Source organism: Pseudomonas sp. QE6, assembly GCF_041379005.1.
Classification (GTDB): Bacteria; Pseudomonadota; Gammaproteobacteria; order Pseudomonadales; family Pseudomonadaceae; genus Pseudomonas.
The window spans coordinates 5,536,513-5,561,666 of the sequence record NZ_CP166873.1 but is presented as its reverse complement, the minus strand read 5'-3'; the positions used below and the strand labels follow the sequence as shown (position 1 = coordinate 5,561,666).

Annotated in this window: 15 protein-coding genes; 7 read left to right on the top strand and 8 right to left on the bottom strand. The window is 65.2% G+C overall.

All coding sequences use genetic code 11. The annotated features are described in order from the left end of the window. Positions 1 to 13: 13 nt before the first annotated feature. From ACAW63_RS25355 to speB, 4 genes are all read right to left on the bottom strand, one after another. On the bottom strand, positions 14 to 1,393 hold the full coding sequence (locus ACAW63_RS25355) for a sodium:solute symporter (protein WP_371230063.1): 1,380 nt from the start codon (positions 1,391 to 1,393) through the stop codon (positions 14 to 16). A 126-nt stretch (positions 1,394 to 1,519) separates the two neighbouring features. Continuing rightward, positions 1,520 to 3,034, bottom strand: coding sequence for a cytosine permease (locus ACAW63_RS25350; protein WP_331317018.1), 1,515 nt, complete (start codon positions 3,032 to 3,034; stop codon positions 1,520 to 1,522). 25 nt (positions 3,035 to 3,059) lie between these two features. Beyond that, the gene (locus ACAW63_RS25345; RefSeq protein WP_371230062.1) at positions 3,060 to 3,470 is read right to left on the bottom strand and encodes a nuclear transport factor 2 family protein; all 411 of its coding nucleotides are present in this window, start codon (positions 3,468 to 3,470) and stop codon (positions 3,060 to 3,062) included. 16 nt (positions 3,471 to 3,486) lie between these two features. Continuing rightward, positions 3,487 to 4,446, bottom strand: a complete 960-nt coding sequence (speB, locus tag ACAW63_RS25340; RefSeq protein ID WP_275608136.1) for an agmatinase — start codon at positions 4,444 to 4,446, stop codon at positions 3,487 to 3,489. 287 nt (positions 4,447 to 4,733) lie between these two features. Between speB and ACAW63_RS25335 the strand changes: the two genes are divergently transcribed. The 4 genes from ACAW63_RS25335 (at position 4,734) to ACAW63_RS25320 (ending at position 8,715) form a co-directional block, all read left to right on the top strand. Next, positions 4,734 to 5,630: a LysR family transcriptional regulator gene (locus ACAW63_RS25335; protein WP_371230061.1), complete on the top strand. Its 897-nt coding sequence runs from the start codon at positions 4,734 to 4,736 to the stop codon at positions 5,628 to 5,630. Beyond that, entirely contained in the window at positions 5,627 to 6,226 is a 600-nt protein-coding gene (locus ACAW63_RS25330; protein ID WP_371230059.1) for a tRNA-uridine aminocarboxypropyltransferase, read from the top strand. The genes ACAW63_RS25335 and ACAW63_RS25330 overlap by 4 nt, the downstream gene beginning before the upstream one ends. A gap of 257 nt (positions 6,227 to 6,483) precedes the next feature. Next, entirely contained in the window at positions 6,484 to 8,094 is a 1,611-nt protein-coding gene (locus tag ACAW63_RS25325; protein ID WP_371230057.1) for an ABC-F family ATP-binding cassette domain-containing protein, read from the top strand. A gap of 177 nt (positions 8,095 to 8,271) precedes the next feature. Then, entirely contained in the window at positions 8,272 to 8,715 is a 444-nt protein-coding gene (locus ACAW63_RS25320) for an acetyltransferase (RefSeq protein ID WP_371230055.1), read from the top strand. A 152-nt stretch (positions 8,716 to 8,867) separates the two neighbouring features. On the opposite strand, the gene ACAW63_RS25315 is transcribed toward ACAW63_RS25320, so the two are convergent. Next, positions 8,868 to 9,212, bottom strand: coding sequence for an antibiotic biosynthesis monooxygenase (locus tag ACAW63_RS25315; protein WP_371230054.1), 345 nt, complete (start codon positions 9,210 to 9,212; stop codon positions 8,868 to 8,870). Between the two features lie 97 nt (positions 9,213 to 9,309). Here ACAW63_RS25315 and soxR point away from each other — a divergent pair, with 97 nt between their 5' ends. Beyond that, entirely contained in the window at positions 9,310 to 9,747 is a 438-nt protein-coding gene (gene soxR, locus ACAW63_RS25310) for a redox-sensitive transcriptional activator SoxR (RefSeq protein WP_371234791.1), read from the top strand. 178 nt (positions 9,748 to 9,925) lie between these two features. On the opposite strand, the gene ACAW63_RS25305 is transcribed toward soxR, so the two are convergent. The 3 genes from ACAW63_RS25305 to ACAW63_RS25295 all read right to left on the bottom strand — a co-directional run bounded on the left by ACAW63_RS25305 (position 9,926) and on the right by ACAW63_RS25295 (position 14,967). After that, positions 9,926 to 11,278: an HlyD family type I secretion periplasmic adaptor subunit gene (locus tag ACAW63_RS25305; RefSeq protein ID WP_371230052.1), complete on the bottom strand. Its 1,353-nt coding sequence runs from the start codon at positions 11,276 to 11,278 to the stop codon at positions 9,926 to 9,928. Positions 11,279 to 11,283: 5 nt separating this feature from the next. Next, on the bottom strand, positions 11,284 to 13,446 hold the full coding sequence (locus tag ACAW63_RS25300; protein ID WP_371234789.1) for a type I secretion system permease/ATPase: 2,163 nt from the start codon (positions 13,444 to 13,446) through the stop codon (positions 11,284 to 11,286). A gap of 162 nt (positions 13,447 to 13,608) precedes the next feature. Then, positions 13,609 to 14,967, bottom strand: a complete 1,359-nt coding sequence (locus ACAW63_RS25295; protein ID WP_371230049.1) for a TolC family outer membrane protein — start codon at positions 14,965 to 14,967, stop codon at positions 13,609 to 13,611. Here ACAW63_RS25295 and ACAW63_RS25290 point away from each other — a divergent pair. Further along, on the top strand, positions 14,966 to 15,313 hold the full coding sequence (locus ACAW63_RS25290) for a hypothetical protein (RefSeq protein ID WP_371230048.1): 348 nt from the start codon (positions 14,966 to 14,968) through the stop codon (positions 15,311 to 15,313). The two genes, ACAW63_RS25295 and ACAW63_RS25290, sit on opposite strands and share 2 nt — an antisense overlap. A 137-nt stretch (positions 15,314 to 15,450) precedes the next feature. Next, entirely contained in the window at positions 15,451 to 24,996 is a 9,546-nt protein-coding gene (locus ACAW63_RS25285; RefSeq protein WP_371230046.1) for a retention module-containing protein, read from the top strand. The last annotated feature ends 158 nt before the right edge of the window (positions 24,997 to 25,154 follow it).

Genomic DNA, 25,154 nt, shown 5'->3' with positions numbered 1-25,154 from the left:
GTGTGGTGCTCGATCAGGCTGCGTCGGCGACCGCAACCGGGCGGGGCGACATCAGGCTGACGACGATGAAGCTGACCAGGCCGACGGCCAGACTGTAGTAGATCGGGGTGTTGGCGTCGAAGCCATCCTTGAGCATGAATACCAGGGCGGTGATGAAGCCCAGGGCCATGCTGGTGATGGCGCCGGCGGTGGTGGCGCGCTTCCAGTAGATGGCGCCGATCAGCGGGATCAGCATGCCGCCTACCAGCAGGTTGTAGGCCAGGGTCAGGGCGCTGATCACGTCATTCACGACCAGGGCGATGGCCAGTACCAGCAGACCGGTCAGGGCGGTGAACAGGCGGCTGGTGCCCAGGCTGGATTCCTTGCCGCCGCGCAGCTTGGGCAGCAGGTCTTCGGTGATGGTGGTGGAGGCGGCGAGCAGGCCGGCGCTGGCGGTGGACATCATGGCGGCCAGGGCGGCGGCGATCACCAGGCCACGGATGCCGTCCGGCAGGGCGGACTGGACGATGGCGGCGAAGGCGTTGTTGACGTTGTCCAGGTCAGGCAGCAGCACCTTGGCGCACATGCCGATCAGGGCGCCGACCAGGCCGTAGATCACGCAGTACACGCCCGCGGTGGTGCCGGCGTACTTGGCTACGTTCTCGCTGCGGGCGGTGAACACGCGCTGCCAGATGTCCTGGCCGATCAGGATGCCGAAGAAGTAGATCAGGAAGTAGGTGATGATGGTGTCGTAGCCGATGGTGTGGAAGCTGAAGGCGCTGGCCGGCAGCTTGGCCACCAGCTCATCCCAGCCGCCCACGCGGTACAGGCAGATCGGCAGCAGCACGAACATCAGGCCGACGGTCTTGATGATGAACTGCACGATGTCGGTCAGGGTCAGCGACCACATGCCGCCGATGGTGGAGTACACCACGACCACGCCGCCGCCCAGCAGGACGGAGACCCAGAACGGCAGGCCGAACAGCACCTGCATCACGGTACCGATGGCCAGGGTGGAAACCACGCCGATCATCAGTGCGTAGGCGAACATGATCACTGCCGAAGCCTGGCGGGCCATCGGGTTGTAGCGACGCTCCAGCACCTGGGTCACGGTGAAGATGCGCAGCTTGAGCAGCGGCTTGGCCAGGAACAGGTTCAGCGCGATGATGCCGGCGCCCAGGGCCGCGCACAGCCAGAAGCCGGAGATGCCATGGACATAGCCCAGGCGCACGGTGCCCACGGTGGACGCCCCGCCCAGTACGGTTGCCGCCATGGTGCCCATGTAGAAGGACGGGCCGAGGTTCCGACCGGCCACCAGGAATTCCTCATGGGTCTTGGCGCGGCGCATGCCGTACCAGCCCAGGATCAACATGCCGGCGGCATAGATCAGAACAACGAATATATCCAAGGCCATGATCGGCTCCTCACACTTGCATTGTCATTGTTGCCGCACGCTTGTGGCGTACGGTGATTCACCGGACCGACGGAGGTCGGTCCGATGGGGCTTAGGGGTATTGCTCCGCCTCAGGCTGGCGGTCGATCAGGCGGCTGGTTCGCTGATGTCCAGCACCGGACGATCATGGCTGCCGACCCAGCGCGGGCCTTTGGGGCCATACACGCCCGCTGCTTCCGGGAAGGTCCGCAGCAGGGCGACGTAGAGCACGGCGGCCATGCCGAGGGTGACCGGCAGGCTGATGTCGATGCCGCCGGCCAGGTTGCCCAGGGGGCCTACGAACTGGCCCGGCAGGTTGACGAAGCACAGGCCCAGGGCCGCGCTCGGGATCCATGCGCCCATGCCGCGCCAGTTCCAGCCGTTGTGGAACCAGTAGGCGCCGCCCTGCTGTCCGCGGGTGAACACCTGCAGGTCGTCGGCGTGGTAGAAGCCGCGGCGGATGACCAGACCGAGGATCATGATCACCATCCAGGGGCTGGTGCAGGTGATGATCAGCACGGCGAAGGTGGACACGCTCTGCACCAGGTTGGCGGCGAAGCGGCCGATGAAGATGAAGGCGATGGACAGCACGCCGATCAGCAGGGTGGCCTGCACGCGGTTGAGCAGGCGCGGGAACACGCTGGACATGTCCAGGCCGGTGCCGTACAGCGAGGTGGTGCCGGTGGACATGCCGCCGATCACCGCAATCAGGCACACGGGCAGGAAGAACCAGCTCGGCGAGACCGCCAGCAGGCCGCCGACGTAGTTGTTCTGGGCGATGTAGTCCGGGGCGTTGACGGCCACGATGGTGGCGGTGGCCAGGCCGAACAGGAACGGGATCAGGGTGGCCAGCTGGGCGCAGATCACTGCCAGCATGATGCGCTTCTGCGAGGTTTCGCGCGGGATGTAGCGCGCCCAGTCGCCGAGGAAGGCGCCGAAGGACACAGGGTTGCTCATGGCCAGCAGGGCGGCGCCTATGAAGGCGGCCCAGAAGCCTTCGCTACCCATCTGCACGGTGCCGGCGTAGCTGGCGTCGAAGGGGCCGGAGAAGGCGAACAGGCCGAGCAGGAACAGCAGGCTGGCGGCCCATACGGCGATCTTGTTGACCAGCAGCATGAAGCGGAAGCCGTAGATGCACACGACCAGCACCAGCACGGCGAACAGACCGTAGGCCAGCCCCAGGGTCAGGTCGGTTTCCGGCAGGGCGAACAGGCGCTTGGCACCGCCGATCAGCGCATCGCCCGAACTCCATACGGAGAGAGAGAAGAAGGCGACGGCGGTGAGCAGCGACAGGAACGAACCGACGATCCGCCCGTGCACGCCGAAGTGGGCGCCCGAGGAGACCGCGTTGTTGGTGCCGTTGAGCGGGCCGAACAGGCCCATGGGCGCGAGAATGATCGAACCGACCAGCACGCCGAGGACGATGGCCCAGACGCCGGCCTGGAACGACAGCCCGAACAGAACCGGGAAACTGCCGAGCACGGCGGTGGCGAAGGTGTTGGCGCCACCGAAGATCATGCGGAACAGATCGGTGGGCGTAGCGTTGCGTTCGTGATCCGGGATCTGTTCGACCCCGAATGTCTCGATCGTTGTGATGGCGTGTGCGTTGTTCTTGTTATCCATGACTTCCTCCCGGGATGCCCTGTCTTTATGGCGTCGGAGACGGTGACAGGTGCTCGTGCGTGGCCAGCCAGCGGCCCTGTTTCGGATCACGGCGGAAGACGATGGTCTCCCGTTCGTGGTTCAGGCTCTCCTCTCCCTGGATGCGCAACCGCGTGGCGACGTCGTGGCAGAACACGGCCACATCTTCGCCCTGCAGGCTGACAAAGGTATTGCTGGACTGGCATTCGAGGACTTCGAAGCCGTCGTCACCCAGCCAGCCTTCCCACACCTCGCGGTACGCCGCGCGCGACAGCAGCGGCTGCGGCCAGGTGTGGAAGATGAAGCTGGCGTCTTCGCTGAAGGCCGCGAAGTAGGCCTCGGTGTCGGTGCGCGCGAAGGCTGCCACGAGATCGCGGGCAGCCTCCAGCACCTGTGCTACGCAGGCATCGTTATTCATGTGTTTGCTCGCGCGCTTAGCGGCGCTCTACGCCCGGGAGGATGCAGAGCATTTCGTACAGCAGGTTGGCGCCGAGCAGCGAGGTGTTGCCGGTGGTGTCGTAGGGCGGGGAGACTTCCACCAGGTCGCAACCGATGATGTCCAGGCCCTGGCAGCCACGCACGATTTCCATGGCCTGGATGGTGGTCAGGCCGCCGATTTCCGGGGTGCCGGTGCCGGGCGCCCAGGCCGGGTCGATGCCGTCGATGTCGAAGGACAGGTAAACCGGGCCGCCGCCGACTTTCTCGCGGACTTCGGCCATCAGCGGAGCCAGCGACTTGTGCCAGCACTCTTCGGCCTGCACCACGCGGAAGCCCTGCTTGCGGCTCCAGTTGAAGTCTTCGGCGGTATAGCCCTGGGCGCGCAGGCCGATCTGCACCACGCGGTCGCAGTCGAGCAGGCCTTCTTCCACCGCGCGGCGGAAGGTGGTGCCATGGGCGATCTTCTCGCCGAACATGTGATCGTTGACGTCCGCGTGGGCGTCGATGTGCACCAGGCCGACCTTGCCGTGCTTCTTGTGGATGGCACGCAGGATCGGCAGGGTGATGGTGTGGTCGCCACCCAGGGTCAGCGGGATGATGCCGTGGTCGAGGATGCCATCGTAGGCTTCCTCGATGATGCGCACGGCTTCCAGCAGGTTGAAGGTGTTGATCGCCACGTCACCGATGTCGGCGATGTTCAGCGAGTCGAACGGCGCAGCGCCGGTGGCCATGTTGTACGGACGGATCATCACCGACTCGGCGCGGATTTCGCGCGGCCCGAAACGAGTGCCGGAGCGCAGGGAGGTACCGATATCCAGCGGCACGCCGACGAAGGCGGCGTCGAGCTTGTTGAGCTCTTCGGGGGACTGGATGTGCGGCAGGCGCATCATGGTGGCGATGCCGCCGAAACGCGGCATTTCGTTACCGCCCAGGGGCTGGTGAAGTTTCTTGTCCATGGGGAGGGCCTCAGGCTGATCGCTGTCTTCGTGGAAACAGGCTTGTTGATACTGAGGCCGGATTCTCATCAGGTTGGGTAGTGGGAAAAATCGCTGGCTACAAATAATCACTTCAGAGTTTTCTAAACTTTCCCTGAGCGCTAGACTGCGCCACCTCGTCGCAGGGGTAAGGTTGCCGGGCGCATGGGACCTGATCTGCGGATCGATAGGCAGCTTGCTATCGTTCGTTTCGCTGGTGCAGAAAGTACTGAACTAGAGCGGCTTTGCCGCCGTTTTACGGAGTCCATATGACCGCCAGTGCATTGCCTGACATCAAGCTGCTGCGGATCTTTGCCTGCGTGGTGCGCAGCCAGGGCTTTGCTGCGGCCCAGCAGGAGCTGAACCTGTCGACCTCGGCGATCAGCACCTACATGAGCCAGCTGGAGAACCAGTTGGGCATCGTGCTCTGCCACCGCGGCCGTGGCGGCTTCGGGCTAACCAGCAAAGGTGAGCTGTTCTACCAGGAGACCCTGCGTATCCTCGGCGAACTGGAAGGCTTCGAGCGTTATGCGGCGACCTTGAAAGGTGAGCTGCGTGGCACCCTGAACCTCGGCGTGCTGGACTCCACCGTGAGCGATCCGGCGCTACCACTGGCCGAGGTCATCGGCGCCTTCAGCAGCCTGCACCCGGCGGTGCACCTGCACTTGCAGGTACAAAGTCCTTATGAGCTGCAGCTGGCGGTGCTGGACAACCGCCTGGACCTGGCCATCGGCTCCTTCTTCAGCCGGATGAACGGTCTGGTCTACCAGCCTCTCTATAGAGAGCAGCACTGGCTGTACTGCAGCGACCGTCACCCGCTGTTCGACGGCCGGCGCATTCCCGCCGAGCTGATCACCCAGCAGCGCATGGTCGGCCGTGGCTACTGGAGCCAGGCGGAACTGGCGCGGCACGGCTTCAAGCACAGCGCCGGCACTGTGGAGAGTATGGAGGCGCAGCTGATCCTGATCCTCTCCGGCGGCTACATCGGCTACCTGCCCGAGCACTACGCCCATCCCTGGGTGGAGCAGGGGCGCCTGCGCGCCCTGTTGCCGACCACCTTCGGCTACCAGGCGCCGTTCTCCCTGATCCTGCGCCGTGGCCGCTCCCGCGAGCCGCTGATCCAGAACTTCCGCGACCTGCTGCGGACGCAGCCGAACACGCCATGAGCCGCGTCCGCTGCCCGCGCTGCGAGCGCCCGCTGACGCATTGCCTGTGCGCGCTGGTCCCGCGCCTGGAGAACCGCACCCGCGTGTTGCTGCTGCAGCACCCGAGCGAAGTCGGCCATGCACTGAACACCGCGCGGCTGGCGGCCCTTGGGCTGGCCAATGCGGAATTGCTGGTGGGCGAGGACTTCAGTGGTCTCGACCTGTCTGACTGGGATGCCTGGCTGCTGTTTCCCGGTGAATCCGCTGTCGCGTTGGCCGATCTGGCAGCGCGCCCCCTGGATAAACTACGCCTGCTGGTAGTGCCCGATGGCACCTGGCGCAAGGCGCGCAAGCTGCTGCATCTCAATCCCGGCCTGGCGGCGCTGCCCCGTGTGGCACTGCCCGGCGGGCTGAGCTCCCGCTACCGCTTGCGCAAGGCGCCGGCCGAAGGCGCGCTGTCGACCATCGAGGCGGTGGTGCATGCCCTCGACGCGCTGGATGCGCCGCAGTCCCACACGGAGCTGCTGCGGCCGTTCGAGGCGCTGATCGACGGACAGATCGCCGCGATGGGCGAGGAGACCTTCCTGCGCAACCACGGGCCGCGTTCTTCGCCCTGAGCGTTCTTCTGTAGGAGCGAGCTTGCTCGCGAACAGATCCTCCGGCCACGCGGGCGCCGGGTTGGTTCGCGAGCAAGCTCGCTCCTACGAAAAGCCGGCCGGCGGATTCGCTTACTGCGGTCGACTCGTTATACTGCGCGCCTCATTCCTTTTCGCGAGGTGTTCGTCCGATGCGCAATTGATGCCGCCGTGGTTTCACGGCCCGTTTCCGTCCCAGGTTCCGCCTGGGGGATTTCCGGCATCAATCTGGATGGCATATGACGAGCCCCTTCACCCTGGCGCTGCAAGGCGTCTCTTTCCAATTGCCCAGCGGCGAAGCGCTGCTGAGCGATCTCAACGAAACCTTCGACGACCGCCGTACCGCGCTGGTCGGGCGCAATGGCGTGGGCAAGTCCGTGTTGGCGCGGATCATGGCCGGCCAGTTGCAGCCCAGTGCCGGGCGTTGCCTGAGTTCCGGGCTGGTGCACTACCTGCCGCAGCGCGTCGAGCCGCAGGCGTTTCGCAGCGTGGCGGACCTCGCCGGGGTGCAGCCGCTGCTGGATGCGCTGGCGCGGGTCGAGGCGGGCGGCGTCGATCCCGCCGACTTCGAGCGCCTCGACGGTCACTGGGATATCCATGCGCGCCTGGAGGCCGAGCTGGCCGCCAGCGGGCTCGGGCACCTGGCGCCCGATACGCCGGCCGCACACTTGAGCGGCGGCGAGTGCACGCGAGTGGCGCTGCTCGGTGCCTGGCTCAGCGAGGCGGACTGGCTGATCCTCGACGAGCCGAGCAACCACCTCGACCGCGCCGGGCGCGAAGCGTTGCGCGAGCAGGTGCAGCGCTGGCATGGCGGGCTGATCCTGGTCAGCCATGACCGCCTGCTGCTGGACGACTTGCCGCGCATCGTCGAACTGTCTCCCACCGGATTGCGCAGCTATGCCGGGGGCTACGGCTTTTACCGGGAGGTTCGCGAGCAGGAGCAGGACAATGCGCAGCGCGAATTGCAGCGTCGCAAGCTGGAGCGCGACCGCCAGCAACGGGCCATGCAGGAGCAGCGCGAGCGCCAGGAGCATCGCCAGGCGAAAGGGCGGAAGGATGCCCGCGAGGCCAACCAGGCAAAGATCCTCGTCGACCGGCAGAAGGAGCGCAGCCAGGCCAGCATTGCCCGCCTGAGCACCCAGCATGGCGATCGCCGCGAGCAGTTGGCGCGTGAGGTGCGAGAAGCGTTCGGCCAGTTGCGCGAGGAAGATGGAGTGACGCTCAACGCACCGGACTGCGCGCTGCCCGAGCCGCGCGGCGTGCTGTCTTTGGAGGCATTGCGCTTGCCGTTCGGCAATGCCGCTCCGCTCGATCTGCAACTGGCAGGGCCGCGCCGTGTGGCGGTGATCGGTCGCAATGGCAGCGGCAAGTCGACCTTGCTCAAGGTCATCGCCGGCGAATTGGACCCCGCTTCCGGTTCGTGCGAGCTGAAGGTACGCAGCACCTACCTGGACCAGCATCTGGCTGCGCTCTTGCCCGGACGCTCGGTGCTGGAGCAGTTGCAGGCGCGCAACCGGGCGCTGGATCAGTCCGTGTTGCGCACCCGGCTGGCACAGTTGGGCCTGTCGGCGGCGCGTGTCGATCAGCCCTGCGGGCTGCTTAGCGGCGGCGAGCGATTGAAGGCGGCATTGGCCTGCGAGATCTACGCGGAGCAACCGGCGCAACTGCTCTTGCTGGACGAGCCTGACAACCATCTCGACCTGCCATCCCGTGAGGCGCTGGAGACTCTCCTGCGGCAATACCGGGGCGCGCTGCTGGTGGTCTCCCACGACGATGCCTTCCTGGACCGTCTGGAACTGGAGGCGCGTCTGGAGTGCCTGGACGGCAGTTGGCGCTGGCATCGCGAGTGAGGGCTTTACCCGCCGGGCGGGGCTGGCTAGGATCGACTTCCCTTCCTTCCCGGCTGCCTCTGCCGTGTACCGCCCAGGCGTTGATTCGCGAAGCGGTCATTCATGCTGCCGACGCTCCAACGGCCGCCCTTCGCTGGCGTGCCATTCCTTTTTGATCAGCTGAATCAGGATGATTTCATGCTCATTCGCCAACGCATCGCCGCGGACAATCCGCGCCTGCTCGACATCTGGCTGCGCTCCGTGCGCGCTACCCATCACTTCCTCCAGGCGTCCGATATCGACGCACTATTGCCGCAGGTCCGCGACCTGTACCTGCCCGCCGTCGAGGTCTGGGTGGCGGTGGATAACGACGATCATCCACTGGGTTTCATCGGGCTCAACGAGTGCCATGTGGAGATGCTCTTCATCGACCCCGAGTTGCGCGGACAGGGCATCGGTACCCGGCTGCTCGACTTCGTGCGCGAGTCGCGCGACCCACTGAGTGTCGACGTCAACGAGCAGAACCCTCAGGCGGTGGGGTTCTACCTGCACTACGGCTTCGTCCAGACCGGGCGCTCGCCCACCGACGGTGAAGGGCGGCCGTTCCCGCTGCTGCACATGAGTCTGCCCGACGAGGCATAAGCGGCTCTTCGTACGGCCGAGGCTTAGGGCGTATTAGGTTCCGCGTTATACGCCGATTGACTCTGCTCCCAGCGCACTCCGGGTTCGGCGATGGCGATGGAGTCCGGTGTATCGGCGTACAACCGCGAACGGTTGTACGCCCTACGTGGCGTTCAGGGCCCGGTGTCACCACTGCCGAAACTGATGCTCCGCGCGCCGAGCCTGAGCAGGCTGTCGGCGAACAGGTCGCTGGCGGTGCTGCCGCAGTCCCAGGCGGCTTCCCAGTCTTCCCGGCGGCGCCAGTGCAGGCGGCCGACCAGGCGCTGCGGCTCGCCTTCGGCGTGCAGTTCGCTGGCGAGGTAGCCGGGGCGCAGGTGAAACAGCTGCTGCAGGTGTTCCAGGTAATCACCCAGTTTCGCGGCGATGTGCGCGCGCTGCTGTGGCGTCACGCCAATCTCGATCTGCAGGACGAAGTGCGGGGCGTCGATGCAGGCGTGGATCGGGCTGGGCTGGGTCATGGTTCTTGGCTCCTGTCTTGAACCGAATGCCAGGCGAGGGTAAAACCTCAACTTAAGTTGAGGTCAATAGCCCATGAAGAAATCTTCTCCCTGTTCGATGCACCGCGACCTGAGCGTCGGCGAGCTGGCCAAGCGCGCTGGCGTGGCCGTGTCGGCGCTGCACTTCTACGAAGCCAAGGGGCTGATCGCCAGCACGCGCAATGCCGGCAACCAGCGTCGTTATTCGCGCGATACGCTGCGGCGGGTGGCGGTGATCAAGGTGGCGCAGCGGGTCGGTATCCCGCTGGGCGAGATTGCCGAGGCGCTGGGCTCGCTGCCCACCGGGCACAACCCCACGGCGGCGGACTGGGCGCGGCTGTCGGCGCGCTGGCGGGATGATCTGAATGAGCGGATCGAGAAGCTGCTGCTGTTACGCGATCAGCTCGATGGCTGCATTGGTTGCGGATGTCTGTCGATGGAGGCGTGCCCACTGCGCAATCCGGGGGACCGGTTGGCGGAGGAGGGGCCGGGGGCGCACTGGCGGGGGAAGAACTGAAGAGCCCCTCTCCCTGAAGGGAGAGGGGACCGTTCGGAGTGAGGTGATTCCACATAGCTCGCCGGACGCTTTGGGTGGAGGGAGCATCATTCTTCCAGCCGGCACGAATAGCTCCCTCTCCCTTCAGGGAGAGGGCTGGGGAGAGGGTAAGCCCCAGCTCTGAAGTCCCTGGACAAACTCACCGCTCCCGCAACGCCTCCCAACGCGCCTTCAGCACCGGCTTGAGAATGTAATCCAGCACGCTCTTCTCGCCGGTGATGATGTCCACCGTCGCCACCATGCCGGGGATGATCAGCAGTGGCTTGGCGTCGGTGCCCAGGTGGTTCTTGTCGGTACGCACCTGGATCAGATAGAAGCTGTTGCCCTTGTCGTCGGTGATGGTGTCGGCGCTGATCAGTTCCAGCTTGGCCTTGAGTCCGCCGTAGATGGTGTAGTCGTAGGCGGTGAATTTCACAGTCGCCGGCTGGCCGGGATGGAGGAAGGCGATGTCCTGCGGACGCACCCGCGCCTCCACCAGCAGGTTGTCCTCCAACGGAACGATCTCCACCATGTCGCTGCCGGGCTGCACCACGCCGCCGATGGTATTGACCTTGAGCTGCTTGACGATGCCGCGCATGGGCGAGACCACCAGGGTGCGGTTGACCTTGTCGTCGATGGCGCGGCTGGTGGCGGTGAGTTTGTTGAAGTCGGTGCGGACCTCGTTGAGCTCCTTCAGCGCGTCGCTGCGAAAGCCCAGTTTCGATTCCTCGATCTTGCGCTGGATTTCGTTCACCGCCGCCTCGGCGCGGGGGATGGCCAGGCTGGTGGCGTTGAGGTCGCCGCTGATCTCCACGGCGCTGCGGCGCAGGCGCAGCAGCTCCACCGGGGAGACCGCGCCGCTCTTCACCAGCGGCTCGGACATGTTGATCTCCTGCTGCACCAGGCCGAGGCTGGAGCGGTATTGCTGCGCCTTGGCGCGGAACTCCTGAAGTTCCTGGCTCTTCTGCCGCAGCTGTTCCTGGAGGATGTTCTGCTCGCTGTTCTGTCGCTGCTGGCGGGTCTGGTAGAGGGCCAACTGGTCTTCCACCACCTGCGGCGCGTCTTTCTTCAGCTCATCGGTGAATACCGGCTCGCGGCCTTCGGCTTCCGCGCTCAGACGTTCCACGCGGGCTTCCAGGGAGTTGCGGTCGGCCTCGGTCTCGCCCTTGTTGGAGGCGAAGCGGGTATCGTCCAGGCGCAGCAGCGGCTGGTTCTTCTCCACCACCTGGCCTTCGCGGACGAAGATCTCCGAGACGATGCCGCCTTCCAGGTTCTGGATGGTCTGCACCTTGGAGGAGGGGATGGCCTTGCCTTCGCCCTTGGTCACTTCTTCTATATCGGCGAAGTAGGCCCAGGTGATGGCCGCCACCAGCAGGCCGAGCGCCGCCCAGAGGGTGATGCGGGTGGCGTTGGGCGAGTCTTCCAGCAGCGTACCCTGGACCTCCGGCATGAACTCTGTGTCGCGGGCGCCGTTGCCGCCCAGGTAGTCGCGGATCGATTGGGAGAACTGCATGGCGATTACCCCGCTGCCGGGCCGACGTGGCCCTTGCGCAATGCTTCGATGACCGCGTCTTTCGGGCCGTCGGCGACGATGCGGCCGCTGTCGAGCACCAGCAGGCGGTCGACCAGGCTGAGCATCGAGGTGCGGTGGGTGACCAGCAGCAGGGTCTTGTCGCGGCAGGCTTCGTGCAGGCGCTTGCGCAGGATCTCCTCGCTGCTGTTGTCCATTGCGCTGGTGGGTTCGTCGAGCAGCAGGATCGGCGGGTCGAGCAGCAGTGCGCGGGCCATCAGCACGGCCTGGCGCTGGCCGCCGGAGAGCAGCTGGCCGCGCTCGCCCACCGGACGGTCGAAGCCCAGCGGGTGCTGCCGGGCCAGCTCGCTGACGCCGCTCAATTCGGCCACTTCCAGCATCCGCGCGTCGCTGATGTAGCGCGCGCCGAGGGTCAGGTTGTCGCGCAGGCTGCCGGCCAGCAGTGGCAGGTCATGGGCGACGTAGCCGATCTGCTGGCGCAGGTCGGCGACGTCGATCTGCCGCAGGTCCAGGCCGTCGAGCAGGATCTGTCCTTCGTCGGGTTGGTAGAAGCCCATCAGCAGACGGCCGAAGGTGCTCTTGCCGGAGCCGCTCTTGCCGATGATGCCGACCTTCTCCCCGGGAGCCAGGCGCAGGCTGATGTGGTTCAGCGCCGGGGTGTTCTGGCCCTGGTAGCTGAAGCTGAGCTGGCGGACCTCCAGGGCGCCGTGCAGTTGCGTGCGCTCCAGCGGACGCTGGCGCGGCTGGCGCTCCTGCGGCAGGGCCATCAGCGCGTCGGTGCTGGTCATGGTCAGACGCGCCTGCTGGTAACGGGTGATCAGCCCGGCGATCTGCCCGAGCGGGGCGAGCACCCGGCTGTTGAGCATGTAGCTGGCGACCAGCGCACCGACGCTGAGGTTGCCGTCGAGGATGCTGTAGACCCCCGCGCAGATCATCGCCATGCCGGCGAACTGCTGCAGGAACAGGGTGCCGTTGGTGGCCAGCGCGGAGAGGAAGCGGGCGTGGTTGTCCAGGCGGGCGAGGGCGCCGTGGGTGCTTTCCCAGCGATACTGGCGCTCGCTCTCGGCGCCGCAGGCCTTGAGGGTTTCCAGGCCGCCCAGGGTTTCGATCAGCAGCGCCTGGCGCTCGGCGCCCAGGGTCAGGCTCTTCTGCACCGTGTCGCGCAGGCGGCTCTGGATGATCAGGGCGAAGACGATGGTGATGGGGAAGGCCAGCAGCGGGATCGCGATGAGCCAGCCACCGAGCAGGCCGATCACCAGGATCATCAGCAGCGAGAAGGGCAGGTCGATCAGGCTGGTCAGGGTCAGGGCGGTGAGGAATTCGCGCAGGCCCTGGAAGTCGTGGATGCTCTGGGCGAAGCCGCCGACGGTTTCCGGCTTGGCGACCATCGACATGCCGGTGATGCGTTCGAACAGGGTCGCCGACAGCACCACGTCGGTCTTCTTGCCAGCCATGTCCAGCAGGTTGGAGCGCAGCACCCGCAGCAGCAGCTCGAACAGCGTTCCCAGCAGCAGGCCGGCGGCCAGGACCCAGAGGGTCGAGAGCGCCTGGTTGGGCACGACGCGGTCGTAGGTCTGCATGACGAACAGCGGCACCAGCATGCCCAGCAGGTTGATCAGCAGGCTGGCCACCAGCGCGTCGGTGTAGAGCCAGCGTGATAACCCGAGGGTGTCACGGAACCAGGCTTCCACCCGCGGCACCAGCGGTTTGCGCGCGGCTTCCAGTTCGTGGCGCGGGCGGGCGAACAGGGCCTGGCCGCTGTACTGGGCGGCCAGTTCTTCGGCGCTGACGGACTGCTCGCCACCTTCGGTCTCGCAGGGCAGGATCAGCGCCTGGCCGTCGTCGCGCCATTGGCGCAGCACGGCGCTGCGGCCGTCGTTGAGCAGCAGCAGTACCGGCAGGTTGAGGTTGGAGATGCTCTTCAGTTCACGGCGCAGCAGGCGGCCCTGCAGCCCGGCGCGAGCCGCCGCACGGGGCAGCAGGCTGGCGGACAGGCGCTGGTCGGGCAGGGGCAGGCCGGCCGACAGGCTGTTGCGGCTGACCGCGCAGCCGTGCAGGCGGCAGAGGATCAGCAGGCCGTCGAGCAGAGGGTCGTCATGGCTCAGGCGTGGGTCGCCGGGCGCGGGGGCGCCGCGCTCCTGGATGATCATGGTCACGCTACTTCCTCCCGGGCCGGGTCACCGCCGGCCACCCCCCGCGGGATGCCCGGCCTGCGCCGCACGACGGTTCCGTGCCCTCTGTCGTATCGCCTTACGACCGTCACCCCGTGGCCGGATGGCACGGGGTACGGAGGACGGTCGGGTGCGACTTTCTTATTTCAGATCAGGCAGGCGTGCCTCGTTCTTCACATCCGTGAGGGCCACGGATTCGTGCGGCGCCACCACGTGCTGGGACTTGAGCAGGTAACCCATGCTGGCGAGTACGCGGTACATCGAGTATTCCTCGGTGTAGCGGACCTCGGTATAGCGGCGGTTGGCGGTGAACAGTTCGTTCTCGCTGTCCAGCAGGTCGAGCAGGGTGCGCTGGCCGAGGGTGAACTGCTGCTGGTACGCCTCGCGCACCTTGCGGGTGTAGTCGGCGTATTCGCGGGCCGGCTGGGTCTGCTTCTTGGCGTTCTCCATCGCGTCCCAGGCCAGCGAGAGGTTCTCGTTGATCAGGCGCAGGGCGTTGTTGCGGATGTCCTGGGCCTCGTTGATCTCGTGCGAGGTAGCGTTCAGGTGGGCCTTGTCGCGCATCCCGTTGAACAGGTTGTAGCGCATCACCACTTGGGCTTGCCACTGGTTGAAGTGGCCTTCCTCGCCGTCGATGTTGTTGTTGGCGCTCTTGGCCAGTTCGGCGTCGAAGCGCGGGTAGAAGGGCGCCTTGGCAGCCTCGTACTGGGCTTCGGCGGCATTTACGTCGGCCTGGGCGGATTTGAGCAGCGGGTTGTCGCTAAGCATGTTCTGCCGGGCGGCCAGCAGGTCCGGCGGCACCTCGGCCTTGACGGTGGAAGGGGCCTCCAGCTGGTCCGGCATCCGTCCGGTGGCGCTATAGAAGCTGGCTTCGGCATCGGCCAGATTCACCTCTTCGGTGTAGAGGTTGTTCTGCGCCAGGGCCAGACGGGCGATGGCCTGATCGTTGTCGGCGGTGCTGCCGACGCCACGCTCGCTGCGCAGGCGGATCTGGTCACCGATGCGTTCGTGGGCCTGCAGGTTGTTCTTCGCCAGGGCCACCATCTCGCGGCGCTTGAGCACGTCGAGGTAGACCTCGACGGTGCGCAGGGCGGCGTTCTCCGAGGTGCCTAGGATACGGAAGGCCTTGGAGTTGACGTTGGCCTCGTTACGCTTGACCTCGTTGGGAGTGCCGAAGCCGTCGAACAGCATCTGCCGCAGGCGGATCTCGGACTCGCCGCGGGTCAGGGTTTCGTCATTGTGATCGCCGAGGGCGCGGGTGGAGGGGCTGTCGGTGTTCTCCCGGCCGTAGCCGAGCAGAAGGTCGACGGTTGGCAGATAGCCGCCCCTGGCAAACTTCAGTTCCTCGTCCGCAGTCAGGCGGCTGTTCACGCTCTGGCTGATTTCCGGGTGGTATTGCAGTGTGCTTTGTATAGCCTCGGTCAGCGTCATGGCCTGCCCATGGGCGCATGATGCCGCGATAAATACACCGCTCCATAGTGCCGCGTTACGACTGCGCATGGCTTTGCTCCTGGTGTTCTCTTTACCTGTGATGCTCTTTGAGTCGCCAATTTTTTGGCTTTTTTCTCTTATCAAGCGTTTCACGCCTGTAACATCACAGCTAAGAACAACTTTCCAGACAGCTCAGAAGAATTTTTCACAAGACTTATTCAGAAAAAATCTTATGAGACATCTGAAAAGCAGCACATTGTTTAAGCCTGCAAGCCCCGGTATTTCCCGGGTATGGGCGAGGACGGTGCTTGCAATAGAAGCCAGGTACGGTTTGGAGCAGTTAGGGCGGGGACTACGGCAGAAGGACACGAAAAAGCGTCGTCAGAGTGACAAAAAAATGTCGCTGGCTTTTTGATGCTGAGACGCCACCAGTCCTTTTCGCCACCTTCGCAACTTTCTTCGCGCATCCGAATACACAAGCGTGCCTTGGCCTGTTTCGGATAGCTGCATGCCGGTGGAACCGGTTCAGGCAGTGGAGCGGAGGAAGGACTCATGGCTACGTTGATGGGTGTCGTCAGTAAAGTGGTCGGCGAAGTGTTTGCGGTAGCCGCCGATGGATCGCGTCGTCCTTTGAGCCAGGGAGACAAGGTGTTCGTTGGTGAACAGCTGGTCACCGGTGCCCATGGCTCAGTGGTACTGAAAATCGCCGGAGGGGGTGAAATCACCCTCGGGCGTGACAGCTCCCTTCCCATGACCGCGCAGTTGCAGTCCGCCGCCCACCACTCGCAGGACGGCCAGCAACAGGCTGTCACCCAGCAGCCCGCGACACCGACCAAGCAGGACATCACTGACGTGAAGGCCCTGCAAGCGGCAATCGCCGCCGGCGTGGACCCGACCAAGGCAGCCGAAGCCACCGCCGCCGGCCCGAGTGCCGGTACTGCCGGCGGAGCCAATGGGCAGCCGGGCGGTGGGCACTCCTTCGTGCTCCTGACCGAGGTTGCCGGGCATGTCGGCCCGGAGATCGGCTTCCCTACCGGTCCGCTCACCTGGGGCCCATTGTTCCCGCAAGACCGCGTTGCCGCGCCACTCGATGAGGCAGCCAGCTCCGGTCCCGGTGCCATCAGTATCGGCGAAAATGCCCTGGGCGGCCCCGGCGGCGCTACGCTGGGCGGCAGCCTGAACTACGACTTCGGCACCAATGGCGCCGGCGGCTTCACCTGGGGGACGGCCGGCCTGCCCAACCTGACGTCCGGCGGCGTGCCGCTGACCTACACCGTCAGCGCCGATGGCCATACGCTCACCGCCAGTGCCAACGGCACTCCGGTGTTCACCCTGACGCTGACCAACATCAACACCGGCGCCTTCGAACTCAACCTGCTGCAGCCGGTGGACCATCCGGGGGCGGGGCAGGACACCCTGACTCTCAACGTGCCCTACACCATCACTGACGGTACCGGGGGCACCAGCACCAGCAACCTGGCCGTCGGCATCGTCGATGCCTTGCCGAGTGCCGCGCTTGCCGCCAACGGTGGGGTGGACGGCGCGTTGCTGACCCATGACGCCGCCACCCTGGGGGCTGATTCCGATAGCAGCAGCGCCGACTTCAGCGCGGCCTTCCAGGTCAACGCCAGCTACGGCGCCGATGGCGCCGGCAGCACCGTGCTGAGCTACAGCCTCCAGCTGGTCGGTGCCGACGGCAGCAACTCTGGATTGACCAGCGGTGGTGCGGCGATCTTCCTGCACAGCGTCGGTGGCGTCATCGTGGCCTCCACTTCCGCCAGCGCGGCCGGCATCACCGCGGAGAACACCATCTTCTCGCTGTCGGTGAACGGCAGCACCGGCGTGGTCACCCTGACCCAGTTCAGCGCGATCGATCATGCGCTGCCGGGCAGCGATGGCAACTTCGCCGGGCAGAGCGCAGTGCTCGACCTGGGCCTGGTGCAACTGCAGGGCACCCTGGTGGTCACCGACCGTGACGGCGACACCGCTACCTCCTCCAGTACGCTGGACCTGGGTGGTCGCGTCAGCTTCGCCGATGATGGTCCGAGCATTGCAATCGGCCTTGGCGAGGGGCAGGTGGGCTCCCTGGTTACCCATGACGCGCTGACCATCGGTAGCGCCTCCGACACTGCGACGACCGACTTCTCCGGTGCCTTCACCATCACCCAGCAAAACGCAGGTGCTGACACTCCTGCCTCGGCAGTGAGCTGGACCTACGCCGTACACCTGGACGTGGCGGGCGGCACCGCTTCCGGTCTGAGCAGCGGTGGCCAGACCATCTACCTGTACCAGATCGGCAATCAGGTGGTGGGCAGCACGGCGAGCACTCAGGCTGGCGTGACCGCCGGCAACACCGTGTTCGGCCTGAGCGTCGACGGCAGCGGCAAGGTGACCCTGACCCAGTACGCCGAACTCGATCATCCCAAGCCGGGCAGTGACCAGCAGATCTCCCTGGGCAGCGACCTGGTGAGCCTGCAGGGTACCGCGAGCATCACCGACTTCGATGGCGACAAGGCCACCTCCACGGCGAGCCTGGACCTCGGCGGCAAGGTGACCTTCGATGACGACCGCCCAAGCATTGGCGTTGGCGTCAATGGTGCGCAGGCGGGGGCTCTGGAGACCCATGATGCGCTGACCATCGGAGGCGCTTTCGACAGTTCTACGGCCAACTTCTCCGGCGTCTTCACCATTACCCAGCAAAATGCCGGCGCCGATACCCCGGCCTCGGCAGTGAGCTGGACTTATGCCATGCACCTGGACGTGGCGGGCGGCACCGCTTCCGGCCTGAGCAGCGGTGGCCAGACCATCTACCTGTACCAGATCGGCAATCAGGTGGTGGGCAGCACGGCCAGCACTCAGGGTGCCGTGACCGCCGGCAACACCGTGTTCGGCCTCAGCGTCGACGGCAGCGGCAAGGTCACCCTGACCCAGTACGCCGAGCTCGATCATCCCAAGCCGGGCAGTGACCAGCAGATCTCCCTGGGCAGCGACCTGGTGAGCCTGCAGGGTACCGCGAGCATCACCGACTTCGACGGTGACAAGGCCACTTCCACCGCCAGCCTCGACCTGGGCGGCAAGGTGACCTTCAATGACGATGGTCCGAGCATCAGTGTGGGCCTCGGCAATGCCGAGATCGGTAACCTGGAAACCCATGATCACCTGACCATCGGTAACGCCTCCGACACTGCGACGACCGACTTCTCCGGTGCCTTCACCATCACCCAGCAAAACGCGGGTGCTGACACTCCTGCCTCGGCGGTGAGCTGGACCTACGCCGTGCACCTGGACGTGGCGGGCGGCACCGCTTCCGGCCTGACCAGCGGCGGCCAGACCATCTACCTGTACCAGATCGGCAATCAGGTGGTGGGCAGTACGGCCAGCACTCAGGGCGCCGTGACCGCTGGCAATACCGTGTTCGGCCTCAGCGTCGACGGTAGCGGCAAGGTCACCCTGACCCAGTACGCCGAGCTCGATCATCCCAAGCCGGGCAGTGACCAGCAGATCTCCCTGGGCAGCGACCTGGTGAGCCTGCAGGGTACCGCGAGCATCACCGACTTCGACGGTGACAAGGCCACTTCCACCGCCAGTCTCGACCTGGGCGGCAAGGTCACCTTCGACGACGATGGTCCGAGCATCAGCGTGGGTCTCAGCAATGCCCAGGTCGGCGGTCTGGAAACCCAGGATCACCTGACCATCGGTAACGCCTCCGACAGCGATACAACCGATTTCTCCGGTGCCTTCACCATCACCCAGCAGAGCAGCGGTGCCGATACTCCGGCCTCGGCGGTGAGCTGGACCTATGCCGTGCACCTGGACGTGGCGGGCGGCACCGCTTCCGGCCTGAGCAGCGGTGGCCAGACCATCTACCTGTACCAGATCGGCAATCAGGTGGTGGGCAGCACGGCGAGCACTCAGGCTGGCGTGACCGCCGGCAACACCGTGTTCGGCTTGAGCGTCGACGGCAGCGGCAAGGTCACCCTGACCCAGTACGCCGAGCTCGATCATCCCAAGCCGGGCAGTGACCAGCAGATCTCCCTGGGCAGCGACCTGGTGAGCCTGCAGGGCACCGCCAGCATCACCGACTTCGACGGTGACAAGGCCACTTCCACCGCCAGTCTCGACCTGGGCGGCAAGGTGACCTTCAACGATGATGGTCCGAGCATTACCGCCGATCTCAGCGGCGCCCAGATCGCTGGCCTGGAAACCCATGACGCGCTGACTATCGGCGATGCCTCCGACCACGACACGGTGGACTTCTCCGGCGCCTTCACGGTCACCCAGCAGAGCAGCGGCGCCGATACCCCGGCCTCGGCGGTGAGCTGGACCTATGCCATGCACCTGGACGTGGCGAGCGGCACCGCTTCCGGCCTGAGCAGCGGCGGCCAGACCATCTACCTGTACCAGATCGGCAATCAGGTGGTGGGCAGCACGGCGAGCACTCAGGCTGGCGTGACCGCCGGCAACACCGTGTTCGGCCTCAGCGTCGATGGCAGCGGCAAGGTCACCCTGACCCAGTACGCCGAGCTCGATCATCCCAAGCCGGGCAGTGACCAGCAGATCTCCCTGGGCAGCGACCTGGTGAGCCTGCAGGGCACCGCCAGCATCACCGACTTCGACGGCGACAAGGCCACTTCCACCGCCAGTCTCGACCTGGGCGGCAAGGTGACCTTCAACGACGATGGTCCGAGCATCAGCGTGGGGCTCAGCAATGCCGAGATCGGTAACCTGGAAACCCAGGATCACCTGACCATCGGTAATGCCTCCGACAGCGATACAACCGATTTCTCCGCTGCCTTCACCATCAACCAGCAAAACGCGGGTGCTGACACTCCTGCCTCGGCAGTGAGCTGGACCTACGCCGTGCACCTGGACGTGGCGGGGGGCACCGCTTCCGGTCTGAGCAGCGGTGGCCAGGCCATCTTCCTGTACCAAGTTGGCACGCAGGTGGTGGGCAGCACCTCCAGCACCTTGGCTGGTGTGACCCCTGGCAACACCGTGTTCGGCTTGAGCGTCGACGGCAGCGGCAAGGTCACCCTGACCCAGTACGCTGCTATCGATCATACCCAGCCCGATCATGATCAACAGGTCTCCCTGGGCAGCGACCTGGTGAGTCTGCAGGGCACCGCGAGCATCACCGACTTCGACGGTGACAAGGCCACCTCCACTACCAGTCTCGATCTGGGCGGCAAGGTCACCTTCGACGACGATACCCCGAGCAGCAACATCAGCCTCAGCGATGCTCAGGTCGGCAGTCTGGAAACCCATGACGCGCTGACTATCGGCGATGCCTCCGACCACGATACGGTGGACTTCTCCGGTGCCTTCGTCATCACCCAGGAAATCGCTGGCGCCGACATCCCTGCCTCGGCAGTGAGCTGGACCTATGCCATGCACCTGGACGTGGCGGGCGGCACCGCTTCCGGCCTGAGCAGCGGCGGCCAGACCATCTACCTGTACCAGATCGGCAATCAGGTAGTGGGCAGCACGGCGAGCACTCAGGCTGGCGTGACCGCCGGCAACACCGTGTTCGGCCTCAGCGTCGACGGCAGCGGCAAGGTCACCCTGACCCAGTACGCCGAACTCGATCATCCCAAGCCGGGCAGTGACCAGCAGATATCCCTGGGCAGCGACCTGGTGAGCCTGCAGGGCACCGCGAGCATCACCGACTTCGACGGTGACAAGGCCACCTCCACCGCCAGTCTCGACCTGGGCGGCAAGGTCACCTTCGATGACGATGGCCCGAGCATCAGCATTGGTTTGAGCAACGCTCAGATCGATGCACTGGAGACCCATGATGCCCTGACCATCGGTGCCAATGCCGACCACGATACGGTGGACTTCTCCGGTGCCTTTACCGTCACCCAGCAAAATGCCGGCGCCGATACCCCGGCCTCGGCAGTGAGCTGGACTTATGCCATGCACCTGGACGTGGCGGGCGGCACCGCTTCCGGCCTGACCAGCGGCGGCCAGACCATCTACCTGTACCAGATCGGCAATCAGGTGGTGGGCAGTACGGCCAGCACTCAGGGCGCCGTGACCGCTGGCAATACCGTGTTCGGCCTCAGCGTCGACGGTAGCGGCAAGGTCACCCTGACCCAGTACGCCGAGCTCGATCATCCCAAGCCGGGCAGTGACCAGCAGATCTCCCTGGGCAGCGACCTGGTGAGCCTGCAGGGTACCGCGAGCATCACCGACTTCGACGGTGACAAGGCCACTTCCACCGCCAGTCTCGACCTGGGCGGCAAGGTCACCTTCGACGACGATGGTCCGAGCATCAGCGTGGGTCTCAGCAATGCCCAGGTCGGCGGTCTGGAAACCCAGGATCACCTGACCATCGGTAACGCCTCCGACAGCGATACAACCGATTTCTCCGGTGCCTTCACCATCACCCAGCAGAGCAGCGGTGCCGATACTCCGGCCTCGGCGGTGAGCTGGACCTATGCCGTGCACCTGGACGTGGCGGGCGGCACCGCTTCCGGCCTGAGCAGCGGTGGCCAGACCATCTACCTGTACCAGATCGGCAATCAGGTGGTGGGCAGCACGGCGAGCACTCAGGCTGGCGTGACCGCCGGCAACACCGTGTTCGGCTTGAGCGTCGACGGCAGCGGCAAGGTCACCCTGACCCAGTACGCCGAGCTCGATCATCCCAAGCCGGGCAGTGACCAGCAGATCTCCCTGGGCAGCGATTTGGTGAGCTTGCAGGGGACCGCGAGCATCACCGACTTCGACGGTGACAAGGCGACCTCTACCACCAGTCTCGACCTGGGTGGCAAGGTCACCTTCGACGACGATGGCCCGAGCATCAGCGTTGGTTTGAGCAACGCTCAGATCGATGCGCTGGAGACCCATGATGCCCTGACCATCGGTGCCAATGCCGACCACGATACGGTGGACTTCTCCGGTGCCTTTACCGTCACCCAGCAAAATGCCGGCGCCGATACCCCGGCCTCGGCAGTGAGCTGGACTTATGCCATGCACCTGGACGTGGCGGGCGGCACCGCTTCCGGTCTGAGCAGCGGTGGCCAGACCATCTACCTGTACCAGATCGGCAATCAGGTGGTGGGCAGCACGGCGAGCACTCAGGGCGCCGTGACCGCCGGCAACACCGTGTTCGGCTTGAGCGTCGACGGCAGCGGCAAGGTCACCCTGACCCAGTACGCCGAGCTCGATCATCCCAAGCCGGGCAGTGACCAGCAGATCTCCCTGGGCAGCGATTTGGTGAGCTTGCAGGGGACCGCGAGCATCACCGACTTCGACGGTGACAAGGCGACCTCTACCACCAGTCTCGACCTGGGTGGCAAGGTCACCTTCGACGACGATGGCCCGAGCATCAGCGTTGGTTTGAGCAACGCTCAGATCGATGCGCTGGAGACCCATGATGCCCTGACCATCGGTGCCAATGCCGACCACGATACGGTGGACTTCTCCGGTGCCTTTACCGTCACCCAGCAAAATGCCGGCGCCGATACCCCGGCCTCGGCAGTGAGCTGGACTTATGCCATGCACCTGGACGTGGCGGGCGGCACCGCTTCCGGTCTGAGCAGCGGTGGCCAGACCATCTACCTGTACCAGATCGGCAATCAGGTGGTGGGCAGCACGGCGAGCACTCAGGGCGCCGTGACCGCCGGCAACACCGTGTTCGGCCTGAGCGTCGACGGCAGCGGCAAGGTCACCCTGACCCAGTACGCCGAGCTCGATCATCCCAAGCCGGGCAGTGACCAGCAGATCTCCCTGGGCAGCGATTTGGTGAGCTTGCAGGGGACCGCGAGCATCACCGACTTCGACGGTGACAAGGCGACCTCTACCACCAGTCTCGACCTGGGCGGCAAGGTCACCTTCGATGACGATGGCCCGAGCATCAGCGTTGGTTTGAGCAACGCTCAGATCGATGCGCTGGAGACCCATGATGCCCTGACCATCGGTGTCAATGCCGACCACGATACGGCCGATTTCTCCGGTGCCTTTACCGTCACCCAGCAAAATGCCGGTGCCGATACCCCGGCCTCGGCGGTGAGCTGGACCTACGCACTGCAATTGAGTGCAGGCGTGACGCAGGGGAGTTTCTCCGGGCTGAGCAGCGGCGGCGCGGCAATTTACCTCTACACCATCGGCGGCCAGGTCGTCGGCAGCACCGCCAATAGCCTGGGGGCGGTGAGCGCCGGCAATACCGTCTTCTCGCTCTCGGCGAACAGTAGTACCGGGGTAGTCACCCTGACCCAGAACAGTGCGATCGACCATGCGCTGCCGGGCAGCGACAGCAACTATGACAGCCAACAGGCCGTGCTCAATACGGGCCTGGTGCAGTTGCACGGTACCGCCAGCATCACCGACTTCGACGGTGACACCTCCACCTCCTCGACCAACCTTGATCTTGGCGGCAAAGTGGCCTTCGCTGACGACGGCCCTGTGGTGAGCCAACCGCTCACCCAGAACGTCTTCGATGCCAAGGGCTTCCACCTGGAGGGCATCCTGGATGTCAACTTCGGTGCCGACGGTCGTGGAGGCTTCGATCTGAGCGGTAATACGGCACCCAGTGGACTGCACTATGTGGTCACCAGCCTGGCGGGGGGCGGCTCCCTGCTGACCGCCCTGGACGGTGACAACCAGCCGTTCTTCACGCTCCAGATCAACAGCAACGGCACCTACAGCTTCGATGTGGTCAACTCGCGGCCGACTGCCGAGGTGGGGTACGACCTGACCACGATCAATGCCAGCGGGCCGGCACCTTCGTTCACCTTGACGTCGTCCGGACTCAGCGCAACCTTCACCACCACCGCCGGTCACCTGGTGAACCCGTCAACCAACGGCATGGGGATCGACAACAACACGATCGATACCGGTGAGAGCCTCAAGATCGCCTTCAGCGATACTGTCTATAACGCGAGCTTCAAGGTTCAGAAGCTCTCGTCCGGGGACACTCTCACCTGGAGCGTGCTGAGTGCGGCCGGGGCGCTACTGGCCAGCGGTACCTTCGTACCTCCGGCGGGTACCGGCGAGAGCGCCTCCACGACCTGGAACCTGCTGAGTAATGGGCACTTCATCACCGGTTCGGCCGCCCAGTTGGCGGAGAGCGGCTTCAGCACGGTGGTACTGGGCAGTAGCGATGGCGATTACCGGGTCCTGACCCTTTCCGCCGATCGCGCCGTGCTGCCGCCGGACCTGGCGCTCAACTTCGGCGTTGTCGTGACTGACGGCGATGGCGACCATGCCAACCTGAATCTTGGCCTGGAAATGAACACCCCGACACTGCTGGTGGTGGGCAGCAATGCCGACGACAGCGGCTCCTCGACGACCCAGCACACCATTCCGAACCCGACCGATGCCGACAAGAGCGGCGATATCGCGGGCGGCAACGGCAGCGATGTGCTGGTGGGGGACAAGGGCGGTGTTGCGCAGCCGGTCGGGAATGACCATCTGGTGGGCGGTGCCGGCAACGACATTCTCTTCGGTGACTCCATCAACACCGACAACCTGAGCTGGGCGGGCCATGCCGCGGGCACGCACAACGGTGCCGGCCTCCAGGGGCTGGTGGACTATCTGACCGCCACCAACGGTGGAACGGCGCCTTCCACCGGGCAACTGCTCAACTACATCGCCGCCCATGCCCAGGAGCTCAATGTCGCCGGCGATCCCCGTGGCGGCAATGACATCCTCGAAGGCGGGGCCGGCAATGACCTGATGTTCGGCCAGGGTGGCAACGACAAGCTGATCGGAGGCCCCGGCGACGACATCATGTTCGGCGGTACCGGCGCGGATGAGTTCGTCTGGAAGGCAGGGGACACCGGTCACGATGTGATCAAGGACTTCAGCATCGCCGAAGGCGACACGCTGAACCTGACCGACTTGTTGCAGGGAGAGGCCGCCACGGCTTCGTCCTTGGCGCATTACCTGAACTTCACGGTGACCTCCGGCACCACCAGCATCGGCGTCATGCCCACCGGCACCGGCCCGGTGACCCAGACCATCGACCTGGCCAACGTCGACCTGTCCGCCAAGTACGCCGGCCATGCGGGCAATGGCGTGCTCTCGGCGGGCGATACCCAGCAGGTGCTCAACGGCCTGCTCGGCGATCACGTGATCAAGACCGATACCGTCTGACCGCTGTCGCTTCACCCCTGAAACCGCCGCCTCCGGGCGGCGGTTTCGTTCGTGCCGCACAACGGGGGTGAGGGCTGGCCTATACGGCTGGTGAATGATCGTCGCGGTGCGTCCTCACTGCCGCCTATGCTCGGGGCCACAGCATCCTCCCCAACGAA